Origin of the sequence: Mesorhizobium ventifaucium (genome assembly GCF_935822925.1) — a bacterium.
Taxonomy (GTDB): domain Bacteria; phylum Pseudomonadota; class Alphaproteobacteria; order Rhizobiales; family Rhizobiaceae; genus Mesorhizobium; species Mesorhizobium ventifaucium.
The window spans coordinates 1-24,827 of the sequence record NZ_CAKXZS010000012.1; the positions used below are offsets into that span (position 1 = coordinate 1).

The following is a 24,827-nucleotide window of genomic DNA, read 5'->3' on the forward strand; positions in this document are numbered from 1 at the left end:
ACCTATGTGTCCAGAATGGACCGTGGAAATTTGGCGCGCCCGAAGAGATTCGAACTCCTGACCCCCAGATTCGTAGTCTGGTGCTCTATCCAGCTGAGCTACGGGCGCGCAACAGGCCATGCTTTGCACGGCCCCGCGATCCGATCCTTAAACGACCGGCCGCGATGTGAGGTGTTCCCTAGCGACTGCATTTCCGAAAAGCAAGCCGATCGGCAAAAGTTTTGTTGTTCGTGCCTTTGTGAGGATCGGACGGGGCGAGGATCGGGCGGGCGAGGATCAGGCGGGACGGCGCAGGCCGTTGCGGGCCTGGTCGAGCCGGACCGGCTGGTCGGGAATGGTGACCGCGAATGTGGTGCGGCCGCCTCTGCTTTCGACAAGCTCCACCGTGCCGCCATGGGCGCGGATCAGTTCATGGGCGATGGCCAGGCCAAGGCCGGTGCCACCGCTGCGGGCCGAGCCGCGGAACGCCGCGAACAAATTCTCGCGCGCCTTCGGCGGCAGGCCGGGGCCGGTGTCGGTGACGGTGATGCGGCTGACGCTGCCGACGCGCTCGGCCGACACCTCCAGCCGGCGCACCACCGCGCTTTCCGCGTCCGCCGCCATCGCCTGGACGGCGTTGCGGCAAAGATTGGTGAGCACGCGAAAAAGCTGATCGGAATCGGCATCCACCTCGAAAGCCAGATCGACGGCGTTGACGAATTCTATGCCGCCTTCGGTGTCGAGCAGGCCGTGGACGTCGTCGACCAGCTGGCGCAGCCTGAGCCTGCGGCGCGAGGGCGGCGGCTCCTGGGTGCGGCCATAGGCGAGCACACCTTCCGAATAGGATACGGCACGATCGAGCGCGCGCAGCAGTTTTGGCGCGAAGGCCTGCACGGTCGGGTCCTTGACCTGGCGCAGGCGGTCCGACATCAGCTGCGCCGACGCCAGGATATTGCGCATGTCATGGTTGATCTTCGACACGGCGAGGCCAAGGTCGGCGAGATGCTTCTGCTCGGAGAGCATCTTTTGCAGCCGCTCCTGCATCTGCGAGAGCTCGCGCTCGGCAACGCCGATCTCGTCGGCGCGGGCAGCAGGGCGGATGATCCGCCCGGGGTCGTCGGGAGCCTCGGAGAAGGCCAGCATCGAGCGCGTCATCGTCCGTATCGGACCGATCATGATCAGGTCTATGGCGGCATAGACCAGCATGGCGGTGAACAGCGAGATCAGCAGCGAGACGAAGGCGACATTGCGCGAATAGATGAGCATGGCATTGCGCAGGGAGTAGTCGGGCATGATCAGCTCGAATTCCTTGTCGCTGTCGCCGACCGGCCCGAAAACGCGCAGCATCCGCTCGCCGCCGAAAAGCAGCGTGTCCAAAGCGCCGGTCATGCCCTCGATCAGGCCGACATTGGCAATGTCGATATGCTCGTCGACATGCGGCGGCATCTCAGCCACGACCAGAAGCCGCGAGACACCGCCGTCGCGCACGGCGATCGCCTTGGCGCCGATGGCCATCAGCACGTCGTTCTGGGCGGCGCGCGACAGCGAGGCGGGCTCTCCCTGCACCAGCACGATCGAGACGGCCGCGGCGGTGCTCAGCCTCTCTTTAAGCCAGCTCAGCCGGTAGCTGGCGATCCAGGGCAGAAAGATGAGGATCTCGGCCAGGAGCACGAAGACGATGGTGAGCAGCAGGAGCTTTGTCGACAATCCACGCGACAAGGGCACCCTGCGGGCGGCTGCGGTCGCCCGATCGGTCCTTTCCTCCGCGGATGGGATTTCAGTCATGCTGCTTTTTCTTCACGATCACTTGATCAGCCAAGATTAGGCCATTGCGGCTTTTTTGCCAATTTCATCCTTCGTCCCAATACTGGGCAAGACCGCCCAGACTTCGGCCATCACTCCCGCGTTGGCCAGAGGCGCTGGAATGTCGAGGCCGGATATCGGGGCCGGATTGACTTCCAAAACCCTTCTTTCTATAAGCCCGCTCACGCTCGGGCCATTCGTCCCGGCGCGGTTTCGATCGCGCCAAAGCCGGCCGGGCAAAGCTCCTGTTACAGAGTGACAGAATCAAGAAGGGCCGCACCCCGCGGTATTAAAACAAATGAAGCGTACCTACCAACCGTCCAAACTCGTCCGCAAACGCCGGCACGGTTTTCGTGCCCGCATGGCCACCAACGGTGGTCGTGGCGTCGTCGCAGCCCGCCGCAACCGCGGCCGCAAGCGGCTCAGCGCCTGAACGGAAGACGAGATCGTTGCCCGCAACCGGCAAGCCAGTGGGAGCACATCCCAAGCGGCTTCTGAAGCGCGCGGAATTCCTGGCCGTCCGGCGTGGCGAAAAGCGGCGCGGGCGGCTTTTTCTCGTCGAGGTTCTAGACCGCAGCGACGCAGAGGCGCCTCGCGTCGGCTACACGGTCACCAAGAAGGTCGGCAACGCAGTCATCCGCAACCGCATCCGGCGGCGGCTGAGAGAAGCCGTGCGCACGCATGCCGCGGGTGACATGAAGCCAGGCAATGACTATGTCATCGTCGGGCGCGAAGATGTGCTTGCCATTCCGTTCGGTCAGTTGAAGGCCGAACTCTCACGCCGACTGCGCGGAACACGATAGGCCAAGGCTTTCGATGGAAAACAACCGGAACTTCTTCATCACCATCGCGCTGTCGGTGCTGATCCTGTCGCTTTGGCAGTATTTTTACGTGCTGCCGCACAGCGAGGCGCAACGCGAGGCGGCCCGTATAGAAGAGCAGCGGCTAGCGGAGCAGAAGAAGGCGGCCGAAGCCGCCAGTCCGGGCGGCAGCGAAACGCCGGTGCCGCAGCAAGGCGCCATTCCTAATGCACCGGGAACCGAAGGCACGACCCCGGCCGGCCGCGAGCAGGCGGTGGCGTCGACGAAGCGCGTCAGGATCGATACGCCAAGCCTGGAGGGCTCGATCAACCTCACCGGCGCGCGTCTCGACGACCTCAAGCTCAAGCACTACACGCTGACGGTCGACAAGAACTCGCCCGAGATCGAGCTGCTCAACCCGGCGGCGCTGCCTACCGGCTACTATGCCGAGATCGGCTTTGTCGGCAGCGACAAGACCGGCACGGTGCCAGGCCCGGAAACCGTATGGACCTTCGACGGTAATGCGACGCTGACGCCGGCGACCCCGGTCACGCTGAGCTTCACCAACGACAAGGGCCTGACGTTCAAGCGCACCTTCTCCGTCGACAGCGACTACATGTTCACGGTCTCGGACACGGTGCAGAATTCGGGTTCGACCGCTGTTACGCTGTCGAACTACGGCCGTGTCACCCGCTTCGACAAGCCTGCCGTTGCCAGCATCTATGTGCTGCATGAGGGGCTGATCGGCGTCTCCGGCACGGAGGGCCTGCAGGAACACACATATTCGTCGGTCGAGGAGGACAAGCAATACACGCCGAGCAAGTCGACCGATGGCTGGCTGGGTATCACCGACAAATATTGGGCGGTGACGCTGGTGCCGACCGAGAAGCAGCCGTTCCAGCCGCGTTACGCCTATTTCGAGGATGGCCGCCCCCGCTACCAGGCCGACTTCCTCACCGACCCGATCACCGTTGATGCCGGCCAGTCGGCAACGGTAGAGACGGAGATCTTCGCCGGCGCCAAGGAAGTCGCCAAGGTCAACGCCTATGCGGAAGACCGCAACATCAGGCTGTTCGATCGTTTGATCGACTGGGGATGGTTCATCTGGATCACCAAGCCGATGTTCTATCTGATCGACACGATGTACAAATTCTTCGGCAATTTCGGCCTGGCCATCCTGGCCACCACCGTCGTCGTCAAGGCCGTCTTCTATCCGCTCGCCAACAAGTCCTACGCGTCGATGGCGAACATGAAGAAGGTGCAGCCCAAGATGCTCGAGATCCGCGAGAAATACGCGGACGACAAGATGAAGCAGCAACAGGCGATGATGGAGCTCTACAAGACCGAGAAGATCAATCCGCTCGCCGGCTGCTGGCCGGTGGCGCTGCAGATCCCGGTCTTCTTTGCGCTCTACAAGGTGCTCTACATCACCATCGAGATGCGGCACGCACCGTTCTTCGGGTGGATTCAGGATCTGGCGGCGCCTGATCCGACCTCGATCTTCAACCTGTTCGGCCTCATTCCGATCGCTTTGCCGGATATGTTGATGATCGGCGTTTGGCCGCTGATCATGGGCCTGACCATGTTCCTGCAGATGCGCATGAACCCGACGCCGCCGGACCCGACGCAGGCCATGATCTTCACCTGGATGCCGGTGGTCTTCACGTTCATGATGGCCGGTTTTCCGGCCGGCCTCGTCATCTACTGGGCCTGGAACAATTTGCTTTCGATCATCCAGCAAGGCGTGATCATGAAGCGGCAGGGCGCCAAGATCGAATTGTGGGACAATCTGGTCGCGCTGTTCCGGAAGAAACCGTCGCCGGCGGAATAGACGGAGCCCCTTTCCGCCGAATCCAGGAAGCCCTGGCGCGGCGGTAGACGCCGCCGCGACCTATAAGCTCCGCTGTCGTTTCAGGAGCGCTCCCGTCGATGAACAGGTAAGGATGGTCCGCTGCGCACGCGGTTGGTGCTGCCGGGCGGATCGCGCTATTTTGGCCTGTTATTTCGTCGCTGGAGCCAGACCATGATCGGACCCAACCCCAACATCAAGCACCCGATCCCGATGCATGCCCGCGTCGGCTTCCTGAAGGGGCTGGTCACGGCACCGAACATCGAGATCGGCGATTTCACCTATTATGACGATCCGGAGGGGCCGGACAAATTCGCCGAGCGATGCGTGCTGCATCACTACCCATTCATCGGCGACCGGCTGATCATCGGCAAGTTCTGCGCCATCGCCGAGGGCGCGCGCTTCATCATGAACGGCGCCAATCATGCCATGTCCGGCTTTTCGACCTATCCGTTCAACATCTTCGGTCATAGCTGGGAAGAGGGTTTCGATCCGGCGACCTGGTCGAGAGAATTGCGCGGCGACACAGTGATCGGCAGTGATGTATGGATCGGCATGGAAGCGGCGATCCTGCCCGGCGTGGCGATCGGCCACGGCGCCATCGTTGCGGCAAAATCGGTGGTGACGCATGATGTGGCGCCCTATGCGATCGTTGCCGGCAATGCGGCCAAGGTGGTGAAGATGCGTTTCGACGACAGGACCATCCGGCGGCTTTTGGCAGCGGCGTGGTGGGATTGGCCGGTGGAAAAGATCAGCCGCAACCTCAATGCCATTCGTGGCGCCGATATTTCTGTTCTGGAGGCAGCGGTTTGAACGCGTTGAACAAGTCCGTGATCGGCATCGAGCTGTTCACGCGGCCGTGGATCTTCATCCGCGGCGTGCCGGCGATGAAGTTCCTGCCGCCGGAAGGACCGCCGGAGATCGCCTTTGCCGGCCGCTCGAATGTCGGCAAATCGTCGCTGATCAACGCGCTGGTCAATCAGAAGGGACTGGCGCGCACGTCCAATACGCCGGGGCGGACGCAGGAACTCAACTATTTCGTTCCGGGCGGGTTTTCCGGCGAAGGCGCCGACCTGCCGCCGATGGCGCTGGTCGACATGCCGGGCTACGGCTACGCCACCGCGCCCAAGGAAAAGGTCGACGACTGGACGAAACTCGTCTTCGACTATCTCAAGGGCCGCGTCACACTGAAGCGCGTCTACGTGCTGATCGACGCCCGCCATGGCATCAAGGCCAAGGATGACGAAGTGCTGTCGCTGCTCGACAAGGCGGCGGTGTCCTATCAAATCGTGCTGACCAAGACCGACAAGATCAAGGCGGCCAGCGTGCAGCGATTGATCGAAGAGACACTGCAGAAGATCAAGAAGCGGCCGGCTGCGTTTCCGTTCGTTCTCGCCACGTCTTCGGAAAAGAGCGAGGGCCTCGAGGACTTGCGCACGGCGATCGTGCTGGCGGCCAATGGCGGCTAAACGCGTCGCGCAAAAAAGTGCAGCGGTTTTGCGAACATGCATTGCAAACCGGTCAAACGCGACGCGCTTTAGGACTTTGCCTCCAGCGCAATCGTTTGGGTGCTTTCTTCCGTGGCAAGCCTTTCGGTGCCGTAAGCCTTCAGGAACATGCCGACGCCCGACCTGACGATGTGGTCGATTTCATCCTGGCTTGGCGCCTTGGTGCGGTAGGCGAATATGCACTGACGGAAAAGACCCGCCAGGCACAGTTCGGTGAACTGATAGGCGGCAAGATCGACATCATCGATCTTGAGCAGGCCGCGCTCGATGGCGGCATTGAGAAAAGCAACGACCTTGTCGTGACCGCGTTTCGGGCCGCGTTCGTAAAAACGCGCGCCAAGTTCGGGCATCCTGTCGGACGCGCCGATTACGGTGCGCTGCGCCTGGACGACCTTGGCCGAGGTGATCTTGAGGGACAGCACCTTGCCGAACTTCACCAGCGTCTCGCGAAGGTCGTCGGCGCGGTCGAGCATATCGTACATGTTCTTGAAGATCGTGCCGCGCTCTTCCTCGATCAGCGCCTCGAACAGCTCTTCCTTGTTGGCGAAGTAGACATAGATCGTGCCCTTGGAAACGCCGGCCTCGCGGGTGATGTCATTCATCGACGCCGCTTCGAAGCCCTTGTCGATGAAGACACGACGCGCGCCCTCGATGATCTGGCTGCGCTTGACCGGGTCCTGTCCCGCCGCCGGGCGGCCGCGACGCAGGCCATCCAGCAGATCGCACTGGTCCTTGTCGGGCTCGGTCATAACGTCACACCTCGTAAAAAGTCGAACCGATCGGTTCGATCGTCCTTGATATGGCCCTCTCTCCGCGCTAAGTCAACATAAGCATCGAACCGAACGGTTCAGTCTGACCGATTTCCCGAGAGATGCCCAGTTTCCAGCGCGATGCCAAGAGAGATGCCATGTCCTCGAACGCGACCCCCACCGCCGAAGTCCGCCCCTTCCCCAACGCCAAGGTCGCGCCGGCAGCCGAAGTGCCGAACGCACCGACTGAGCCCGCAATAAGTCCTCCGGCCGAGGCGCCGGCCAAAAAGAAACGCTCGGCACGCTCCTTTCTGTTGCCGATCATTGCGCTTGGCTTGCTGGGCGCTGGCGCCTGGTATGGCTACGATTACTGGACCGACGGGCGTTTCATGATCTCCACCGACGACGCCTATGTCCAGGCCGACATGGCGTTCATTTCACCGAAAATTTCCGGCTATGTCGATCAGGTCAAGGTGACCGAGAACCAGCAGGTCAAGGCCGGCGACCCGTTGCTGGTCGTCGACAATGGCGACTACAAAATAGCGGTCGCCCAGGCCGAGGCGCAGATCGCCACCTTGAGCAAGACGCTTGACCGGATCGACGCCCAGACCGAGGCGGCGCGCGCATCGCTTGAGCAGGCGCAGGCGCAGAAGACCGCCGACCAGGCCGCCGCCGCCAATGCGGCGCGTGTCCAAGCGCGCGCCGCCCAATTGCTCAAGACACATGTCGGCACCCAGGCCCAACTGGACGATGCCCAGACCGCGGTCGAGCAGGCCAATGCCGCCCTTGTCGGTGCCGACGCCCAGATCGCGGCGGCTGAGGCCAATATCGGTGTGCTTCAGGCGCAGCGCGCGGAGACGGCAAGCACGCTGGCGTCGCTGCAGCTTGGCAGGGACAAGGCCGCGCGGGACCTGTCCTTCACCGTGCTGCGCGCCCCCTATGACGGTGTCGTCGGCAACCGCTCGGTCGAGCAGGGCGACCTGATCAGCCCGGGACAGAAGCTCGCGGTCATCGTGCCGATGGACAAGCTCTATATCGTCGCCAATTTCAAGGAGACCCAGCTTGCCCGGCTGGTGCCTGGTGAAAAGGTCAGGATTTCGGTCGACGCGATCGACGGCCAGGATTTCGAAGGCACCGTCTCGTCGCTGGCGCCGGCATCCGGCGCGGTGTTCTCGCTGCTGCCGCCGGAAAACGCCACCGGCAACTTCACCAAGGTCGTGCAGCGCGTCCCGGTTCGCATCGACGTGCCGGCGGATGTGCTGAAGACAGGCAAGCTGCGCGCCGGCCTCAGCGTCGTCGTCGCCATCGACAGCCGCACCGCACCTTCGGCATCGAAATAAGCAGGCGCCTGGAGCAACGTCATGGCGACCGCAACCCTGACCGCGGGATCGGCGACGGCCAAGCCGGTCGATTACATCGAGCCGCGCCGCATCATCGCCTTCCTGGCGATGGTGTTCGGCATGTTCATGGCGATCCTCGACATCCAGATCGTTTCGGCCTCCCTGGCCGAGATCCAGGCGGGCTTGAGCGCCAGCTCCGACGAAATTCCGTGGGTGCAGACCGCCTATCTGATCGCCGAAGTCATCATGATCCCGCTCTCCGGTTTTCTCAGCCGGATGCTGTCGACGCGTGTGCTGTTCATCGTCTCCGCGGCCGGCTTCACCGCCGCGAGCGCGCTGGCGGCGACCGCCACCAACATCGACCAGATGATCGTCTACCGCGCCGTCCAGGGCTTCATCGGCGGCGGCATGATTCCGAGCGTGTTCGCTGCCGCCTTCACCATCTTCGCGCCGTCGCGCCGCGCCATGGTGTCGCCGATGATCGGCCTGGTGGCGACGCTGGCGCCGACCATCGGCCCGACTGTCGGCGGCTATATCAGCCATGCCACGTCCTGGCACTGGCTGTTCCTGATCAATGTGGTGCCCGGCATCCTGGTGACCGCCGCGGCATGGTCGCTGATCGACTTCGACAAGCCCAATCTCAGTCTGTTCCGCAAATTCGACTGGTGGGGCCTTGCCGGCATGGCGGCCTTCCTCGGCTCCCTGGAATATGTGCTCGAGGAAGGTCCCAACAACGACTGGCTCCAAGACCAGGCCGTGTTCGTCTGCGCCATCCTGATGACGGCCGGCGCGGTGCTGTTCTTCTGGCGCGCCTTCACCGCAGAGGAGCCGATCGTCGACCTGAAAGCCTTCACCAACGCGAACTTCGCTTTCGGCTCGCTGTTCTCCTTCGTCATCGGCATCGGCCTCTATGGCCTGACCTATCTCTATCCGGTGTATCTCGGGCGCATCCGCGGCTACGACTCGCTGATGATCGGCGAGGCGCTGTTCGTCAGCGGTTTGGCGATGTTCGTCACCGCGCCGATTTCCGGCATCCTGTCGCGCAAGATGGATCCGCGGCTGATGATGATGATCGGCTTCTTCGGCTTCGCTGCCGGCACCTGGCGGATGACCTATCTGACCGCCGACTGGGATTTCTGGGAGCTTTTGGTGCCGCAGATCCTGCGCGGCGCCTCGATGATGCTGTGCATGGTGCCGATCAATAACATCGCGCTGGGAACGCTGCCGCCTGACCGGCTTAAGAATGCATCCGGCCTGTTCAACCTCACCCGCAATCTCGGTGGAGCCGTCGGCCTTGCCGTCATCAACACCGTGCTGATCGATCGCAGCGCCTTCCACTACGCAAGGCTGGCCGAGCACGTGCAATGGGGCAGCGCCGAGGCGCAGACCACGCTGCAGAACATGACGCTCGACTTCCAGCAGAATGCCGGCCTCGACGCCTCCAAGGCGGCGATCTCCAAACTGTCTGGCATGGTCCAGCAGCAGGCTTCGCTGCTGTCCTTCATGGACGTGTTCTATCTGTTGACGGCGCTGTTCGCGACGCTGGCGATCTTCACCATGGTCATCCGCAAGCCGGCCGAGCAGGCTGGCGGAGATGGCGGACACTGATCGCGCAACTTTTGCGTGTAAAAAGGGACGCGGCGCTGTGGGTCAGGCCGGGGCCGGCTTAAAAGTCAAGGCGACGCCGTTGATGCAATGACGCAAGCCGGTCGGCGGCGGGCCGTCGTCGAAGACATGGCCGAGATGACCGCCGCAACGGCGGCAATGGACCTCGGTCCGGGTCATGCCGAGCGACCTGTCCACGGTCATGCCGACGGCATTGGGAATCTCCTGCCAGAAGCTCGGCCAGCCGGTGCCGGAATCGAACTTCGTCTCGGAAGGATAGAGCGGCAGGTCGCAGCCGGCGCAGACGAAGATGCCCTTGCGGTGTTCGTTCAGCAGCGGACTGGTGCCGGGATATTCGGTGCCTTCCTTGCGCAGCACGTTGAAAGCCGCGTCGGACAGGACGGCGCGCCACTCGGCCTCGGTCTTGGTGACCTCGAAGGTTTCGGTCGCGTGTGCGTCCTGCGGCCGGCCCATGCGCAGCGCTGCTGCCGTGCCTGCCAACAATGCCACAGCAGCACCGTTCCAAAGAAAGTCGCGTCGGATCATCACCATTCCTCCTTCTGTCCGTTTGCCCAATTCGACCGTCACATGGAAATCAAAAGCCGGTGACGGCCAGTTCCCGACAACGGGCACTCCGCACCTGCCCCACGCCTACAGCGGACGGCGGACGGTGCGGAGTGTACGCCTGTCGATTGCGCGGGTCACGCCAGCAGAAATCCGCGCACTCGGCATGGGGCCTCAGCCATATCTTCGCTGGCGACGACCACTTCGTTACATCTTCGGCAGGAGAACCTTGTCGATGACGTGGATAACGCCGTTCGACTGCTCGACATCGGCGACGGTCACATTGGCGACGTTGCCGTTCTCGTCGGTCGCGGTGACCTTGCCGCCGTCGGCCTTGAGCGTCAACTCGCAGCCGCCAACCGTCTTGACCTTGTGCGCGCCACCATCGTCCATGGCCATCTTGGCGACGTCGGCGGCCATTGCCTTGGCACCGATGACGTGGCAGGTCAGGATCTTGACCAGCTTGTCCTTGTTTTCGGGCTTGAGCAGCGTGTCGACGGTGCCGGCCGGAAGTGCGGCAAAGGCCTCGTTGGTCGGCGCGAACACGGTGAAGGGGCCGGCACTCTGCAGCGTGTCGACGAGACCACCGGCCTTGACGGCCGCGACCAGCGTGGTGTGATCCTTCGAATTGACGGCGTTCTCGACGATGTTCCTGGTGGCATACATGGCGGCGCCGCCGACCATCGGATTCTGGGCATAGGCGAAGGTAGCGAGCGCGGAGACGGCGACCGTTCCGGCAAGCAAAAGGGTGGCGAATTTACGCATGATTTCAATCTCCTCAGTTTATCTTTCCCCCCTTGGGGGCGCAAGGAGATACGGGAGATAAATGCGTGAGTTTCGTCGTTCAGGAAAAATTTTGTTTTTCATAACGGCGGTTCAGAGCAGAGACCCTTCTCGGGTGCTACTCCTAAACTCACTCCACTAGAGGAGATCGATTCAAAATGTTCTCGAAAAGTGAAAAGACAGGGCGATCAGATGCTCTTCAAGTCGCCCGCAGCGACCACAGGGCCGGTCGGCTGACCGGTCGGTGAACCGCCGGCCGGCTCGAGGCTGACCGCAAGAACGGCGCCCTGCGCAAGCTTTTCCTGCACGGCCGGGGAGATAGTCATATGCGCGGTCTGACCGGCCGGGATGACGCCCATCGAGACCGGCGGGTTCTTGCCCACGATCATCCACAGCTCGAAATCCTTGCCGGCGGCGCGCTCGCCGGAGACATGCGACAGGCCGACCTCGCGACGGGCGGCGTCATAGACGGCAAGATATCTGACGTCGCTGCCGCCGGCGCTTAGCGAGGCGATGAGCCGCGGCTGTTCGACCGGCGGGTTGAGATAAGGCGCGGCGATGGTGATCGCCAGCGCCGCGACAGAAGCTGCGGCAAGACCACGCCAGAAGGCAAGGCTCGACCATAGGCCGGCGCGAGGCTCTGCCACGAACAGCCGGCGATCAATTGCCTCCTTGACCCTGATCGGCGGCTCTGTCTCGGGATAGGCGTCGGCCATCGGCGAAAGACGCACCTCCCAGGCATCAACAAGGCGCGCGAAAGCGGCGTCCGCTTCGATGCGGCGTGACGCGATCTCGCGTTCGTCCGCGGCCAGGACGCCAAGAACGTATTCGGCGGCGAACAGGTCGTCGCCTCCAGATTCCGGTCCGTCATCCTGCGCCAGCGTCATCTTTCCAGACACTCCCTGAGCTTCAACAGGCTGCGCCGCAGCCAGGTCCGCATCGTGTTGAGCGGCACGTCATGGCGCACCGCCAGTTCGGCATAGCTTTCGCCTTTCAGATAAGCGCCCCGGACGGCCGCCGCCCTGTCCTTTTCCAATTCATCGAGACAGCGATAGATGCGCTCCGATTCACCGCCCGCTACAGCCGCAGCCTCCGGTCCCGGCGCCGGATCGGCGACCTCGAGCGCAGCGTCGATATAGGCGGCAGGCTCTCGCCGCGCCCTTATCCGATCGATCGCGTGATTGCGCGCAATGGCCACCAGCCAGGAAATCGGGCTTAGCTCCGAGACGGCGAAACGGTCAGCCTTCGTCCATATCTTGACGAAGACCTCCTGCAGCGCCTCTTCCGCCTCTCCCCGGTCTTTCAGTACACGAAGGCAGGCGCCGAAAAGTTTCGCACTGGTCTGCCGGTAGAGCAGATCGAATGCAGCCCGGTCCTTCATCGAAGTCCGGACGATCAGGTTGCTGATGTCCTGCGGCGTCATCGGCTGCCAAATTAAGCAATTGCCGAAATTAGGCAATTGCCCCAAATTATTCCACTGCAATGTATTGCAACGGCGGAAGCGTTCCTTTGCACCGGGAGCGCCGTGGGCTTCCATTGACGAGCAATAGCCGACCTTTTTGAGCATCGGATTTTCCCAAAACCGGGTTTCCACTTTTGGATCCGATGCTCTAGCTTGCCGATAGTTGGGGGAGCAAGAATGTCGGTCGAACGGGCCCTGTGGGAACATGACGCTACCGGCCTGGCCGGCCTGGTGCGCAGTGGAGAAATCTCGCCGCAAGAGCTCGTCGATGCGGCGATTGCGCGGGCCGAGGCCACTCGCCCGGACATCAATGCCATCGCCGAGCCGCTTTACGAGGCGGCGCGGACGCGGGCGAAAACCATCGACCGGAACCTGCCGCTGGCCGGTGTGCCCTTTGCGCTGAAGGATCTCGGCATCGCCATGAAAGGCGTGCCGACGTACGGCGGCAGCCGCATTCCGGCTTTCGTTGCCGATTTCGACTCGGTGATGACCGAACGCCATCTGGCCGCCGGCCTTGTCCCGATCGCCACCAGCACCTCGCCCGAACATGGGCTGAGGCTGATGACCGAATCCACCGCTTTCGGCATCACCCGCAATCCGTGGAATACAGCCCATACCAGCGGCGGCTCGTCTGGAGGTGCAGCGGCGCTGGTCGCGGCCGGCGTCGTGCCGGTGGCACATGCTTCGGACGGCGGCGGCTCGATTCGCGTTCCCTCCGCCTGCACCGGGCTGGTCGGGCTGAAAACCTCGCGCGGCCGTGTACCGCTGTCGCCGCTCGTCACCGAAAGCTGGCACGGCATGGTCGTCGGCCACGCCGTTTCCCGCTCGGTCCGGGATTCGGCCTTGCTGCTCGACTTGACCCATGGACCCGATCCGCTGTCGCCCTATGCGGCGCCGCTGCCGAAAGGAACTTTCGCCGCCGCGGCAGTGCGTGACCCCGGCAAGCTGAAACTGGCCGTCTACCGGAAATCGCCGCTCGGCCTGCCGATATCGGCCGAGACGCTGGCGGCGCTGGACACTGCGACAGCATTGGCGCGCCAAGGCGGCCATACGATAGAGGAGATCGACCTGCCCTATATCGATCGCGATTTCATCGCTGATTTCGCCAGAACCGTCGCCGCAGCGGTGGCCGGCACGATGCGCGGCGAGGTCTTGCGCGTCGGCCGCTCCATTTCAGGTGATATCGAACGCGCCACACGTGTGATGAGCCGCTTCGGCGAAATCCTTTCGGCCGGCGAGATCTATGCCAGCCTGCAGCGGCTGCACGCCACGTCGCGCCGGCTTATTGCCGAAACCGCGCACTTTGATGCCGTGCTGATGCCAATTATTGCGCATCCGCCGCTCGCCTGCGGCGCGATGGACCCGAAAGGCGCAGAAGCGTTCCTGGAAGAAATGCTCGACAGGCTGCGGCTTGCCCGCCTGCTGAAATTCAAGCCGCTGTTCGGGCAGTTGATGGACAAGAGCCTGTGGTTCACCCACTGGCCGGCGATCCAGAACGTCAGCGGCCAGCCGTCGATCGCGCTGCCTGTTTATGTCACCGACGCCGGCCTGCCGCTCGGCATCCAGGCCGCCGGCCGCCCCGGCGACGAGGAGACCTTGTTGGCCCTCGCCGCGCAAATGGAAAAGATTTCGGGATGGCTGACGCGGCGGGCGCCGCTGCAGATGCCGGTATAAAAGCGGGCCGATTTCACCTGATATGACAGCAAAGCCGTTTGCCCCCTGCTCCAATTCCCGCTAAGACGCCGCCGTTCATGCCACGCTGGGAACCAAGCCGAATGACGGACGTCGCCGCCACCGCCGAAATGCAGGCCGCGCTGCTTTCGAGGGCGCTGCCCTATATGCAGCGCTACGAGAACAAGACGGTCGTGGTGAAATATGGCGGCCATGCCATGGGCGATATTGCGCTCGGCAAGGCCTTCGCGCGCGACATCGCGCTGCTCAAACAATCCGGCGTCAACCCGATCGTCGTGCATGGCGGCGGGCCGCAGATCGGCGCCATGCTGAGCAAGATGGGCATCGAATCGAAGTTCGAAGGCGGATTGCGCGTCACCGACCAGAAGACGGTCGAGATCGTCGAGATGGTGCTGGCCGGCTCGATCAACAAGGAGATCGTCGCGCTGATCAATGCCGAGGGCGAATGGGCGATCGGCCTGTGCGGCAAGGACGGCAATATGGTTTTCGCCGAAAAGGCGCGCAAGACCATGATCGACCCGGACTCCAACATCGAGCGCGTGCTCGATCTCGGCTTCGTCGGCGAGCCGGTCGAGGTAGACCGCACCCTGCTCGACCTTCTGGCGCGGTCCGAAATGATCCCGGTGCTGGCGCCGGTGGCGCCGGGCCGCGACGGCCACACCTACAACATCAATGCCGACACCTTCGCCGGCGCCATCGCCGGCGCCTGCCAGGCGACTCGCCTTCTGTTCCTCACCGACGTGCCCGGCGTGCTCGACAGGAACAAGAAGCTCATCGACGAGCTGACCGTCGCCGAGGCCAAGGCCTTGATCAAGGATGGCACGGTGTCGGGCGGCATGATCCCCAAGGTCGAGACCTGCATCGAGGCGATCGAGCGCGGCGTCGAAGGCGTCGTCATCCTCAATGGCAAGACGCCGCATTCGGTGCTGCTCGAACTGTTTACCGAACACGGCGCCGGCACACTGATCGTGCGCTAAGCGCAGGCTGCAACTTATCGGCGAGAAACCCAGGGTTGAGCAGGCCCCAGGGCGAACTTATCGCCTGAGGTGCCCAAGCGGCACGTGGCCCGGCCCCTTGATGTTCTGCAGCACGAGCTGCGTGTGGACGTCGCGCACGCCGTCGAGCCGCATCAGCCGGTGCATGACAAAGGCGTTGAGCTCGTCCACCGACGGCACCATCACATGCAGCAGGAAATCGTAGTCGCCGGTCATCGTCCAGCACGACGACACCTCGTCCATGCGCTGCACGGCAGCGATAAAGGTTTCGGGCGAACCGTCGCTGTGGGTTACCAGGCGCACCTGAATGAACACTTCGACCATCAGGCCGATGGCGCGGCGGCTGAGCACAGCGGCAAAGCCCTTGATGATGCCGGCGCTCTGAAGAGCCTCGAAGCGGCGCGCGCATGGCGTCGTCGAAAGGCCGATATCCTGGGCCAGTTCGGAAACGGGCTTGCGTCCGTCACGCTGCAAGATATCGAGCATCTTGATCTCAAAATCGTCAAACTGAGGCACTTTCACTCTCCTGCCCCTTTGCTGTGGTGTCTTTTACCTCAAATCGCCTGTTCGGGCCATCATCAAAGCGGATTCGCCTCACCGAGCCCGGCTAAACTTTTATAATGTTAGTCGTGATTTCCAGGGAGAACAGCCATGACGATGAGCGTTGCCGATTACGCCCGCGAATGCGCGGCGCAAGGCCTTCGCGGCGACTATTCGGTCTGCCGCGCCGATTTCACCGTTGAGCAGACCTACAACTACACTGCTGACGAGCAGGCGGTGTGGCGTACACTGTGCGACCGCCAGACGAAGCTGACTAAAAAGTTGGCACACCGGTCCTATCTCGACGGCGTCGCCACGCTGGGCCTGCTCGACAGGATTCCGGATTTCGGTGTGGTCAGCGAGAAGCTGCGCAAGCTTACCGGTTGGGAAATCGTCGCCGTGCCAGGCCTCATTCCCGCACCAGCCTTCTTCGTCCACCTAGCCGCCCGGCGCTTCCCGGTGACCAACTGGCTGCGGGCGAAACAAGAGCTCGACTACATCGTCGAGCCGGATATGTTCCACGACTTCTTCGGCCATGTGCCGGTGCTGACCCAGCCGGTCTTTGCCGATTTCATGCAGATGTATGGCGAGAAGGCCGAGCATCTGATCGCGCTCGGCGGCGACGAGATGATCAGCCGCCTCTACTGGTACACCGTCGAATACGGGCTGATCCAGGAAGCCGGGCAACCGTTGGAGGCTTTCGGGGCCGGGCTGATGTCGTCCTTTGCGGAACTTCAATTCGCGGTTGCAAGCAAGGACGCGCATCATGTTCCCTTCGATCTGGAAACGGTAATGCGCACCAGCTATGAGATCGACAAGTTCCAGCGCGCCTATTTCGTGCTGCCGTCATTCGACGTTTTGCGCGATGCCTTCCAGAACGTCGCCGACATGGCAGCGATCATCGGACGCCACAAGGGCAAGCCGGCGCTCGACCCGGCGAAACTTTAGACGCTGGCCAGACTCGGACGATTGCAGCCGATCGGCGCGGGCGTTATTGGGGATGGCGCGCTGTGATGACGATCCGTCGGCGGCCGGGTGAGCCGGCTTCTAGACGCCTGATGGTCGCTCGGCAGGCCGGAAGCCGAGAAGATGGGACCGCTCAGGCCGCTTCGGAAACGTCCCTGTCCAGGATGGTCCGATTGCGGCCGCGATCCTTGGCCTGGTAAAGGCGGCGGTCGGCGGCACGCATCAGATCCGATACGCCGGCATCCTCGCCGCAAGTGACACCGCCGATGCTGACGGTGAGAGGTATGACCCGCTCATCGACGGGACGGAAGCGGATCAGCTCGACTTCACGGCGAATGCGTTCAGCGACGCGTTTGGCTTCCTGTTCGGTGGCGCCGACCAGAAACGCACCGAATTCCTCGCCGCCGATGCGGCCGATCACGTCGCCGCTGCGCACGCCGCGCTCGATCGCGCTGGCAATCAGGAGCAGCGCGTCGTCGCCGGTCAGATGGCCGTAGCTGTCATTGATGAGCTTGAAGTGGTCGGCATCGATGATCAGCAAAGCACCGCGATCGGATTTACGCCGGGAGGCCTCGAGCGCCGCAAAGAAGCTCTCGCGGTTGAGCATGCCGGTCATGTCGTCGCGGCTTGCCTTCTCCGACAGACGCCGATGCGCTTCGGCGAGCTGGGCATGAGCGCGGGCGAGGTCGCGATGGGCACTTTTCAACCTCTCGCCCTGCCAGAACGTGTAGGCGCTGGCGATCCAGGCGAGCGCCAGCGGGCAGACCGTGGATGTCAGCCAGATCGTGCGGTTGATCGGAAAGCCCATTGCCGGAACGACGATCAGCGTCAACAAAAGCGAGACTGCGAGGGAGGCGAAAGCGACGGCGGCAGACTTCAGAAATATGCGGCTCATCGCTGGTTCCCCCTGGACCGTCTGTTTGCCAGCAAGCCCTGAATGGCACCTTTCGGCGATGCCTAAAACTTGAATCATCGCGCCATTTTCGCCACTCGTGACGCGCATAAGTTGTGGATAAAGCCTCTGCCAAAAGCATTGTTTCGTGCCATAAGAGGTTGCATGACCACGTTCCCGGATCCCGCCCGCTTTGCCCATGTCACCGACTGGGTGTTCGACCTCGACAACACGCTCTATCCGCACCATTCGAACCTGTTCTCGCAGATCGACGTAAAGATGACCGCCTATGTCGGAGAACTGCTGACGCTGCCACGCGACGATGCCCGCAAGCTGCAGAAGGAACTCTACCGGGAATATGGCACGACGCTGAACGGCCTGATGGCGCGCCACGGCATCGATCCCGACGACTTTCTCGAGAAGGTCCATGATATCGACTATTCCTGGCTGGTCCCCGATCCCGTTCTCGGCACTGCCATACGCCAGCTTCCCGGCCGCAAGTTCATCTTCACCAATGGCGACCGCAGGCATGCCGAACGCACCGCGCGCCAACTCGGCATCCTCGATCATTTCGACGACATCTTCGATATCGTCGCTGCCGGGCTGAACCCCAAGCCGGCGCGCCGCACCTACGAAAAGTTCGCGGAACTCCACGCGGTCACCGGCCACAATGCGGTGATGTTCGAGGATCTGGCCCGCAACCTGTCCGTGCCGAAATCGCTGGGCATGACCACGGTGCTGGTCGTGCCGCGCAACTTCGAGCCAACCTTCTCGGAAATCTGGGAACGTGACCCGGCCAACGAGGACGCTGTGGATTTCGTCACCGACAATCTTGCCGAATTCCTCACCGCGATCGTCGACGTCACCGCTTGAGCCGTTGCTTCGTAGAGCCGGACCGATACCGCAGTCCGCGGCCTAAAGCTGATAGAAGCGGCTGATGATCCCCCAGGCTTCATCGGCGGTGTCGACGAAATCGATGATGTCCTGGTCGCCGGGGGTGATCGTGCCTTGCTCGGCGAGGAAATCGAGATCGATCGCCCGTTTCCAGAACGCCTTGCCGAACAGGATCACCGGCACGCGCTCCATGCGGCCGGTCTGGATCAGGGTCAGCGTCTCGAAGAATTCGTCCATCGTGCCGAAGCCGCCCGGAAACACCGCGACAGCCTTGGCGCGCATGACGAAATGCATCTTGCGGACCGCGAAATAGTGGAAGTTGAAACAGAGCTCCGGCGTCACGTAGGCATTCGGCGCCTGCTCGTGCGGCAACACGATGTTGAGGCCGATCGACGGGGCGCCGACATCGTCGGCGCCCCGGTTGCCGGCTTCCATCACGCCGGGCCCGCCGCCTGTCACCACGACGAATTCGCGATAATATGAGGTGGCCGACTGCTGCGAGCAGAGGCGGGCGAATTTTCGTGCTTCCTCGTAATATTTACTGTTTTTCTCGAGGTTCTTCTTCTGCGTCTCGTTCTTGGCCGCCCAGGCTTCACCGCCCGGCTCGGGGATGCGCGCCCCGCCGAACAGGATGACGGTCGAGCGGATGCCGCGCTCGGCCAGGATCATCTCCGGCTTCAACAGTTCCAGCTGCAGCCTGACCGCGCGCAATTCGCGCCGTGTCATGAAGTCGGGATCGTTCCAGGCCAACCGGTAGGTCTCGGCACGCGTCTGTGGCGTGTCCGGCACGCTTTTCGACCGCTCCAGATCCTCGTCCGAATGCGGCAGCGGCGTCCACCCCGCCTTTTCCATAGGAGTCATATTGCCTACCCGTCCAATTATTCACTTGCCCAATTATTCACTTGCCCAATTATTCACTTGCGCCGTCCCGTGACGCAGCCGCGATTGACCCTCACCAAGCCTTCACATAGGGTCCGGCGACTTTCAAAACAGGTTAAGGTGCGGCCCCTTAACAGCTTGGTAATGGAGCGAATTCATGTCGAAGCCCGATCTGGCGAGCCTCGAAAAGACCATCGAAACCGCCTTCGAGGAACGCGAGACGATTTCGACGGCAACCCGCGGCGCGACCCGCGACGCCATCCAGTCGGCGCTCGACCTGCTCGACCGGGGTGTCGCCCGCGTTGCCGAGCGCCAGGCCGACGGCACATGGCATGTCAACCAGTGGCTGAAGCAAGCGGTGCTGCTGTCGTTCCGGCTCAACCCGATGGAGATCATCAAGGGTGGTCCGGGCCAGGCCGTGTGGTGGGACAAGGTGCCGTCGAAATTCGACGGCTGGAGCGCCATCGATTTCGAGAAGGCAGGTTTCCGCGCCGTGCCGTCATCGATCGTGCGGCGCTCCGCCTACGTCGCGCCAGGTGCCGTGCTGATGCCGTCCTTCGTCAATGTCGGAGCCTATGTCGACAGCGGCACCATGGTCGACACATGGGCCTCGGTCGGTTCGTGTGCCCAGATCGGCAAGAATGTGCATCTGTCGGGCGGCGTCGGCATCGGCGGCGTGCTGGAGCCGATGCAGGCCGGCCCCACCATCATCGAGGACAATTGCTTCATCGGCGCACGCTCCGAAGTGGTCGAAGGCTGCATCGTGCGCGAGGGCTCGGTTCTCGGCATGGGCGTCTTCATCGGCCAGTCGACCAAGATTGTCGACCGTGCCACCGGCGAGGTTTTCTACGGCGAAGTGCCGGCCAATTCAGTGGTGGTGGCGGGCACGATGCCGGGCAAGAACGTGCCATGTGAAAACTGGGGTCCCAGCCTCTACTGCGCCGTCATCGTCAAGCGGGTCGATGCCAGGACCCGTTCCAAAACCTCGATCAATGAACTGCTTCGCGATTGATCTTTTCAAAGAAACGGACGTACCCGCTTGCTCGACAGACCTCGATTTCTATGGCTTTTCTTCAGCCTTTCCGGGCGAGTGAACCCCAGTGCCTATGTTTTGGCGGGTCTTTTGCCGCTCCTCGTTCAGCTTTTTCTGCTCTACCAGTTCTCGCGGGCGCCGCAGGGCACTGCTGCAAGTCAGTACTGGGCGCTCGCCTGGTGGATCGCTGTGGTTGTCTCGACATGGTCGACCTTTGCGCTAACTGCGAAGCGGTTCCATGATTTCGGCAAGCCCACCTACTACGCATTGATCTCTCTCATCGTCGGCGCCATTCTGCTTGTCATTTTGGCCTTTTTCAAAAGTGATCCCGGACCCAACCGCTACGGCAAACACACCAATGCGCCGGCCGAATCCTGAGCGCCGGGCGGGTATCTAGCCATGCGCTACCGCACGCTTGATGCGAAACTGATCATCGAAACCGCCGAGCGACTGGAAAAACGCGTCGCCGAGCGGTTTCCCGATGCAGGCTTGCGTGGCGTCGCCATCGAACTTGTGTCGCTGTCGCGTGATCTGGCCAAGGCGGCGAAGGCGCTGGAAGCGCCGATCTGGTGGCTGCGCGGCGTCGTCATCACCGCCATTGCCGCCGGCGCGCTGACGTTCCTGTTCGTCGGCACCATTCTGCCGCTCGGCCGTATCTCCGGCACCCAGGATGCCATCCAGTCGGTGCAAGGCATCGAATCCTTGATCAACATGATCATCCTCGCGATGCTCGGCTTCCTGGCCCTGATCCGGACCGAGGAGCGCATCAAGCGCAAGCAGGTGTTTCGCAAGCTTCATGGCTTGCGATCGCTGATCCATGTCATCGACATGCATCAGCTGACCAAGGATCCGGCAGCCCTTTCAGCCGATTTCAAGCCGACATCGCATTCACCGGCACGCATAACCGACCGTGCCGATCTCGCCCGCTATCTCGACTATTGCTCCGAAATGCTGTCGATCACCGGCAAGATCGCCGCGCTGTTCGCGCAATCGGTCAACGACGATGTGGTCGTCGATGGCGTCAACGACATCGAGTCCCTGGGCTCCAATCTGTCGCGGAAGATCTGGCAAAAGATCACGCTGATCGACGGTCCGTTGCGGTCGGCTCGTCCAGGTACCTAAGCTAATCTTAATCACCTTGGTCCAGCATGCCCCGTGAAGACTGTGTCGACCGGCACGGAGCACTCGACCGGCACACGACGAACCCCTGGCCAACCCGAAACCGCGCGGAAAGCGAAGTGCCGGCGCGCGGCTGTTCGCCTGGTTTTCTTCACCGATCAGAGCGGAACCGGAAGCGGTCCGCGCGCGGCTTCTCGACACCACTTTCGACCGCAAATTCGCTGTCCTGTTCGGCACCATCAGCGTCCTGGTGCTGGCAGTCGGCGCCGCGGTCGTCACCGGCGATCGGTGGCCCTACGCCTGGATGGCGGCCGACCTCGTCCTGTTTGCCGTCCGCTTCCTGCTCATGCGGGAATGTGAGCGGGCCCGCAAGCTCGGGGGAACGGGGCCGCTGGCAGGCCTCATGGCCGCCGGTGGGTCATGGTCGGTGATTTTCGGCCTCGGCTGCTATGGCTGCGTCGTCAGGGGGGATATGGCGCTCGCCGTGCTGGCTGCCTTGAACGTCGCAGGCGTCGTGGGAGTGGTTTCGTCGCGCAACGCAGCGACGCCGCGCTACGCCATATTCGTCATGCTGGCCGTAAGTCTGCCTTTCCTGGTTGGCGCGCTGTTATCTCCGGCGCCCGGAATGTCGATCGTCGGATTTCAAGCGCCTTTCTATGTGGCCGGCGTCATCATCGTGCTGCTTCAAAATCATGCGATCAACGCGCGCATGATCCGCGCCGAACTGGACAATCGCGATCTGGCGATCAAGGACGCGCTGACCGGCCTGCCAAACCGCATCTTCCTTCAGGAGAAACTGCGCGGCATGTGCAGCGAGCTTGCGGCGCCGGCAGCAAACGGCGGCAGGCCGTTTGCCGTTCTCAGCATGGACCTCGACGGCTTCAAACACGTCAATGACCGCTTCGGCCACGCGGTCGGCGACATGCTGCTGCGCAAGGTGGCCGAACGATTGCAACGCGCTTTCCGACCGGGGGATGTGGTCTTTCGCATCGGCGGTGACGAATTCGTCATCCTGCTGCCCGACACATCCGAGATCGAAGCCAACTACCTGGCAAAGCGCGCCATTGAGAAGATTTCGGTACCTTTCGAACTTGGCGTGGGCGCCGCAATACCCATCGGGTTGAGCATTGGAAGTGCCTTCGCGCCTGCCGACGGCGGCGAGCCGGAACTTCTTCTCACCTGCTCCGATCACGCGCTCTATGAAGCCAAACGCACCGGCAAGGGCCGTTACTGGGCGCATGCCCGGGCCGCGAACTGACGACCACCACAGCGGTTATTGGGGCCTTTTGCCGCATCCGGCCATCCAATATCCCGCCTAAGTGTCGCGTCTGAAGCGACTCCTGCGACGCCACTTTACGCCTTTGTTTGCTTTATGCGTATTTGCCCAAAACCGCTGCGCCCGCACGGGTCAAGTCCGAGGCAATTGCCTTTGGGCGACATGCAGCAGGCCTGCGACAATACGACATGAAAACCATAATGTCGGCGGGATGGCTGGACCTTATGTCTGGTCGTGACAGGCCTTGCGCTTTCGACTAACGCTTTTGCCCATGACGTTGCCGACCGATCCCGCTGGAAATCTCGCCGCCCTCATCCGCTGCCCCTCGGTGACACCCATTGAGGGCGGGGCACTGAGCACGCTGGAAACAATGCTGAAACCACTCGGTTTTTCCGTCGAGCGCCCGGTGTTTTCGGAGGACGGCACGCCCGATATCGAAAATCTCTATGCGCGGCGCTCCGGCAACGGTCCGCACCTGATGTTCGCCGGGCATACCGACGTGGTGCCGGTCGGCGACGAGACCTCATGGACGCATCCGCCTTTCGCTGCCGAGATCGCCAAGGGCGAGATGTTCGGTCGCGGTGCCGTCGACATGAAGGGGGGCATCGCCTGTTTCATCGCCGCCGTGGCGCGCCATCTCGAGTCGAAAGGCGGCCTGAAAGGCTCGGTCTCGCTGCTGATCACCGGCGACGAAGAAGGGCCGGCCATCAACGGCACGACAAAGCTGCTCGAATGGGCGGTCGCCAAGGGCGAGAAATGGGATGCGTCTATCGTCGGCGAGCCGACCAATCCCGATGCGCTGGGCGACATGATCAAGATCGGCCGGCGTGGCTCTTTGTCCGGCAGCATCATCGTCAACGGCCGCCAAGGCCACGCCGCCTACCCGCAGCTTGCCGACAATCCGGTGCGCGGCCTGATGACGCTGGTCGAAGCCTTGCTGCACCCAGTCTTCGACAAGGGCACCAAGGACTTCCAGCCGACCAATCTGGAGGTGACCTCGATCGACGTCGGCAATCCGGCCACCAATGTTATTCCGGAAAAGGCGACCGCCACCTTCAACATCCGCTTCAACGACACATGGACCGCCGAGACCATCCAGGCGGAAATCCACAACCGTCTCGACGAGGCGGCGAAGCGAAAGAAATACCGGGCCGGCAAGACGACGCCGGTCGATTACGAACTGGTCTGGCGCGACCGGCCGAGCCACGTCTTCCTCACCCGCGACGAGCGGCTGATCGAAGCGCTCATCGGTTCGGTCAAGGCGGTGATCGGCAGGAAGCCGGCGCTTTCCACCTCCGGCGGCACCTCCGACGCCCGCTTCATCAAGGATTATTGTCCGGTGGTCGAGTTCGGGCTGGTTGGTAAGACCATGCACATGGTCGATGAACGCGTCGCGCTTGCCGACCTCGAGACGCTGACGCAGATCTATCAGCACTTCATCGAAGACTGGTTCGAGCAAGGCGCATCGTAATCATGCTTTCGTCGGATGAAACCTATGCTTCGCTGAACGGCGCCTGGCGACTGATGCTCGGCAAGGCCGATGGGCTGCGCCAGTTCGACCTTTCGGCCGACGGTTTCTGGAATTCCTTCTTCGCCATCGTCGTCGCGGCACCGGCACTGATCGTCGGTTGGGTCGGCCTTGCCAACGAGATCGGCGATCCGAATGCATTCGCCGGACGCTTCAGCATGCTGATCCGTCTGGCGACGGTCGACATCGCCGTCTGGGTGTTGCCGCTTGTCGGCCTTGCCCTCGTCGCGCCGCGCGCCGGCATTGGCGGGCGTTTCGTCCACTATGTCGTCGCCAGCAACTGGGCGTCGGCGATCATCGCCTGGATAATGCTGCCAGCGGCGTTGATCAGGCTTTTCCTGCCGTCCACCAACGAGTTCGCCGCACTGGCGTCGCTGCTTTTGTTTGCGCTGTCGATGATCCTGACCTGGCGGATGACAAACCTCGCCATCGGCAGGGGCGCGGCTGTCGGCAGCGCTGTCTTCGCCGGAATGTTCGTGGCGTCGCTGGTCGTTCTGTTCGGCCTGCAGGCGCTGCTCGGCATCGGTGCGCCGAGCGCGACCGGGACTTGAAGCATCTAAGTGAATTTATC

Annotated in this window: 26 protein-coding genes and 1 tRNA gene; 17 read left to right on the top strand and 10 right to left on the bottom strand. The window is 62.5% G+C overall.

What is annotated here, in order from left to right:
- Positions 1–31: 31 nt before the first annotated feature.
- A tRNA-Arg gene (locus NMG70_RS10990) sits at positions 32–108 on the bottom strand.
- 168 nt (positions 109–276) lie between these two features.
- Positions 277–1,764, bottom strand: a complete 1,488-nt coding sequence (locus NMG70_RS10995) for a sensor histidine kinase (RefSeq protein WP_254024536.1) — start codon at positions 1,762–1,764, stop codon at positions 277–279.
- A gap of 316 nt (positions 1,765–2,080) precedes the next feature.
- Here NMG70_RS10995 and rpmH point away from each other — a divergent pair, with 316 nt between their 5' ends.
- The 5 genes from rpmH (at position 2,081) to yihA (ending at position 5,900) form a co-directional block, all read left to right on the top strand.
- The gene (rpmH, locus tag NMG70_RS11000) at positions 2,081–2,215 is read left to right on the top strand and encodes a 50S ribosomal protein L34 (RefSeq protein WP_254024537.1); all 135 of its coding nucleotides are present in this window, start codon (positions 2,081–2,083) and stop codon (positions 2,213–2,215) included.
- Positions 2,216–2,231: 16 nt separating this feature from the next.
- Positions 2,232–2,585, top strand: coding sequence for a ribonuclease P protein component (gene rnpA / locus NMG70_RS11005; RefSeq protein ID WP_254024538.1), 354 nt, complete (start codon positions 2,232–2,234; stop codon positions 2,583–2,585).
- A gap of 13 nt (positions 2,586–2,598) precedes the next feature.
- Complete coding sequence (gene yidC, locus NMG70_RS11010) at positions 2,599–4,413, top strand: membrane protein insertase YidC (RefSeq protein WP_254024539.1); 1,815 nt, start codon at positions 2,599–2,601, stop codon at positions 4,411–4,413.
- Positions 4,414–4,605: 192 nt separating this feature from the next.
- Complete coding sequence (locus NMG70_RS11015) at positions 4,606–5,244, top strand: CatB-related O-acetyltransferase (protein ID WP_254024540.1); 639 nt, start codon at positions 4,606–4,608, stop codon at positions 5,242–5,244.
- Positions 5,241–5,900 carry a ribosome biogenesis GTP-binding protein YihA/YsxC gene (yihA, locus tag NMG70_RS11020; RefSeq protein ID WP_254024541.1) on the top strand — a complete coding sequence of 220 codons (660 nt, stop codon included), beginning with the start codon at positions 5,241–5,243 and terminating at the stop codon, positions 5,898–5,900. Before NMG70_RS11015 ends, yihA begins: the two co-directional genes overlap by 4 nt.
- A 68-nt stretch (positions 5,901–5,968) precedes the next feature.
- On the opposite strand, the gene NMG70_RS11025 is transcribed toward yihA, so the two are convergent.
- Positions 5,969–6,688 carry a TetR/AcrR family transcriptional regulator gene (locus NMG70_RS11025; RefSeq protein WP_254024542.1) on the bottom strand — a complete coding sequence of 240 codons (720 nt, stop codon included), beginning with the start codon at positions 6,686–6,688 and terminating at the stop codon, positions 5,969–5,971.
- 158 nt (positions 6,689–6,846) lie between these two features.
- On the opposite strand from NMG70_RS11025, the gene NMG70_RS11030 reads away from it, so the two are divergent.
- Positions 6,847–8,028, top strand: coding sequence for an HlyD family secretion protein (locus NMG70_RS11030; protein WP_254024543.1), 1,182 nt, complete (start codon positions 6,847–6,849; stop codon positions 8,026–8,028).
- A 21-nt stretch (positions 8,029–8,049) separates the two neighbouring features.
- A complete protein-coding gene (locus tag NMG70_RS11035; RefSeq protein WP_254024544.1) occupies positions 8,050–9,636 on the top strand; it encodes a DHA2 family efflux MFS transporter permease subunit in 1,587 nt (528 codons plus the stop codon).
- A gap of 42 nt (positions 9,637–9,678) precedes the next feature.
- On the opposite strand, the gene msrB is transcribed toward NMG70_RS11035, so the two are convergent.
- The 4 genes from msrB to NMG70_RS11055 all read right to left on the bottom strand — a co-directional run bounded on the left by msrB (position 9,679) and on the right by NMG70_RS11055 (position 12,403).
- Positions 9,679–10,179 (bottom strand): peptide-methionine (R)-S-oxide reductase MsrB, encoded by a 501-nt coding sequence (msrB, locus tag NMG70_RS11040; protein ID WP_254024545.1) that lies wholly within the window; start codon positions 10,177–10,179, stop codon positions 9,679–9,681.
- 225 nt (positions 10,180–10,404) lie between these two features.
- On the bottom strand, positions 10,405–10,962 hold the full coding sequence (locus NMG70_RS11045) for a fasciclin domain-containing protein (protein ID WP_254024546.1): 558 nt from the start codon (positions 10,960–10,962) through the stop codon (positions 10,405–10,407).
- A gap of 206 nt (positions 10,963–11,168) precedes the next feature.
- Entirely contained in the window at positions 11,169–11,867 is a 699-nt protein-coding gene (locus NMG70_RS11050) for an anti-sigma factor (protein ID WP_254024809.1), read from the bottom strand.
- Positions 11,864–12,403: a sigma-70 family RNA polymerase sigma factor gene (locus NMG70_RS11055; protein WP_254024810.1), complete on the bottom strand. Its 540-nt coding sequence runs from the start codon at positions 12,401–12,403 to the stop codon at positions 11,864–11,866. Before NMG70_RS11055 ends, NMG70_RS11050 begins: the two co-directional genes overlap by 4 nt.
- A 216-nt stretch (positions 12,404–12,619) precedes the next feature.
- On the opposite strand from NMG70_RS11055, the gene NMG70_RS11060 reads away from it, so the two are divergent.
- Positions 12,620–14,116, top strand: coding sequence for an amidase (locus NMG70_RS11060; protein ID WP_254024547.1), 1,497 nt, complete (start codon positions 12,620–12,622; stop codon positions 14,114–14,116).
- Positions 14,117–14,217: 101 nt separating this feature from the next.
- The gene (gene argB, locus NMG70_RS11065; protein ID WP_254024548.1) at positions 14,218–15,111 is read left to right on the top strand and encodes an acetylglutamate kinase; all 894 of its coding nucleotides are present in this window, start codon (positions 14,218–14,220) and stop codon (positions 15,109–15,111) included.
- Positions 15,112–15,168: 57 nt separating this feature from the next.
- Here the strand turns inward: argB and NMG70_RS11070 are convergent, their stop codons facing one another.
- Complete coding sequence (locus tag NMG70_RS11070; RefSeq protein WP_254024549.1) at positions 15,169–15,645, bottom strand: Lrp/AsnC family transcriptional regulator; 477 nt, start codon at positions 15,643–15,645, stop codon at positions 15,169–15,171.
- Positions 15,646–15,780: 135 nt separating this feature from the next.
- Between NMG70_RS11070 and phhA the strand changes: the two genes are divergently transcribed.
- Positions 15,781–16,617: a phenylalanine 4-monooxygenase gene (phhA, locus tag NMG70_RS11075; RefSeq protein WP_254024550.1), complete on the top strand. Its 837-nt coding sequence runs from the start codon at positions 15,781–15,783 to the stop codon at positions 16,615–16,617.
- A 151-nt stretch (positions 16,618–16,768) separates the two neighbouring features.
- Here the strand turns inward: phhA and NMG70_RS11080 are convergent, their stop codons facing one another.
- On the bottom strand, positions 16,769–17,530 hold the full coding sequence (locus NMG70_RS11080; RefSeq protein ID WP_254024551.1) for a GGDEF domain-containing protein: 762 nt from the start codon (positions 17,528–17,530) through the stop codon (positions 16,769–16,771).
- 162 nt (positions 17,531–17,692) lie between these two features.
- On the opposite strand from NMG70_RS11080, the gene NMG70_RS11085 reads away from it, so the two are divergent.
- Entirely contained in the window at positions 17,693–18,400 is a 708-nt protein-coding gene (locus tag NMG70_RS11085) for a pyrimidine 5'-nucleotidase (protein WP_254024552.1), read from the top strand.
- A 42-nt stretch (positions 18,401–18,442) separates the two neighbouring features.
- Here NMG70_RS11085 and NMG70_RS11090 read toward each other — a convergent pair whose 3' ends face one another.
- A complete protein-coding gene (locus NMG70_RS11090) occupies positions 18,443–19,282 on the bottom strand; it encodes an LOG family protein (protein WP_254024553.1) in 840 nt (279 codons plus the stop codon).
- A 175-nt stretch (positions 19,283–19,457) separates the two neighbouring features.
- Between NMG70_RS11090 and dapD the strand changes: the two genes are divergently transcribed.
- From dapD to NMG70_RS11120, 6 genes are all read left to right on the top strand, one after another.
- A complete protein-coding gene (gene dapD / locus NMG70_RS11095; protein WP_254024554.1) occupies positions 19,458–20,312 on the top strand; it encodes a 2,3,4,5-tetrahydropyridine-2,6-dicarboxylate N-succinyltransferase in 855 nt (284 codons plus the stop codon).
- Between the two features lie 27 nt (positions 20,313–20,339).
- Entirely contained in the window at positions 20,340–20,711 is a 372-nt protein-coding gene (locus NMG70_RS11100) for a DUF805 domain-containing protein (protein WP_301555147.1), read from the top strand.
- 21 nt (positions 20,712–20,732) lie between these two features.
- A complete protein-coding gene (locus NMG70_RS11105) occupies positions 20,733–21,455 on the top strand; it encodes a hypothetical protein (RefSeq protein WP_254024556.1) in 723 nt (240 codons plus the stop codon).
- A 247-nt stretch (positions 21,456–21,702) separates the two neighbouring features.
- Positions 21,703–22,710, top strand: a complete 1,008-nt coding sequence (locus tag NMG70_RS11110) for a GGDEF domain-containing protein (RefSeq protein WP_254024557.1) — start codon at positions 21,703–21,705, stop codon at positions 22,708–22,710.
- A 289-nt stretch (positions 22,711–22,999) separates the two neighbouring features.
- Positions 23,000–24,199, top strand: a complete 1,200-nt coding sequence (gene dapE / locus NMG70_RS11115; protein ID WP_254024558.1) for a succinyl-diaminopimelate desuccinylase — start codon at positions 23,000–23,002, stop codon at positions 24,197–24,199.
- A 2-nt stretch (positions 24,200–24,201) separates the two neighbouring features.
- A complete protein-coding gene (locus NMG70_RS11120; RefSeq protein WP_254024559.1) occupies positions 24,202–24,807 on the top strand; it encodes a transporter in 606 nt (201 codons plus the stop codon).
- The last annotated feature ends 20 nt before the right edge of the window (positions 24,808–24,827 follow it).